General features: G+C 40.4%; 1 protein-coding gene. It reads left to right on the plus strand.

Annotated features, from left to right (window positions below; genetic code table 11):
* Positions 1 to 275, plus strand: a 275-nt coding sequence (locus SB659_RS19455; protein ID WP_410551589.1) for a hypothetical protein, incomplete at both ends; no start/stop codon positions are given.

Below are 275 nucleotides of genomic sequence, written 5' to 3' on the forward strand. Positions count from 1 at the left end.
TAAGCAATCATCCAGTCAGCTCAATTGGCTGAAATTCGCCGCTGTAGTTTTGTTTGCCGGTATTATAAGTGCTACTGAATACTTCATTCAGGATTATAAACGCACTCAAAAAGCTGAAGTTGATCGCAATGCGTACGAGTTGGCAGTTAGACTCAAGTCGCAGCTTGAGACGGAACTTCATGGTATAACATTTTTAACTCACGGTATTGAAGCCTATGTTGTAGCCAGGAATGGAAAAGTCATTCCGAAAGAAATTAACTCTATACTAGAGCAAG

It is taken from the genome of Arthrobacter sp. SIMBA_036 (assembly GCF_046535135.1).
In the GTDB taxonomy this organism is placed as follows: Bacteria; Actinomycetota; Actinomycetes; order Actinomycetales; family Micrococcaceae; genus Arthrobacter.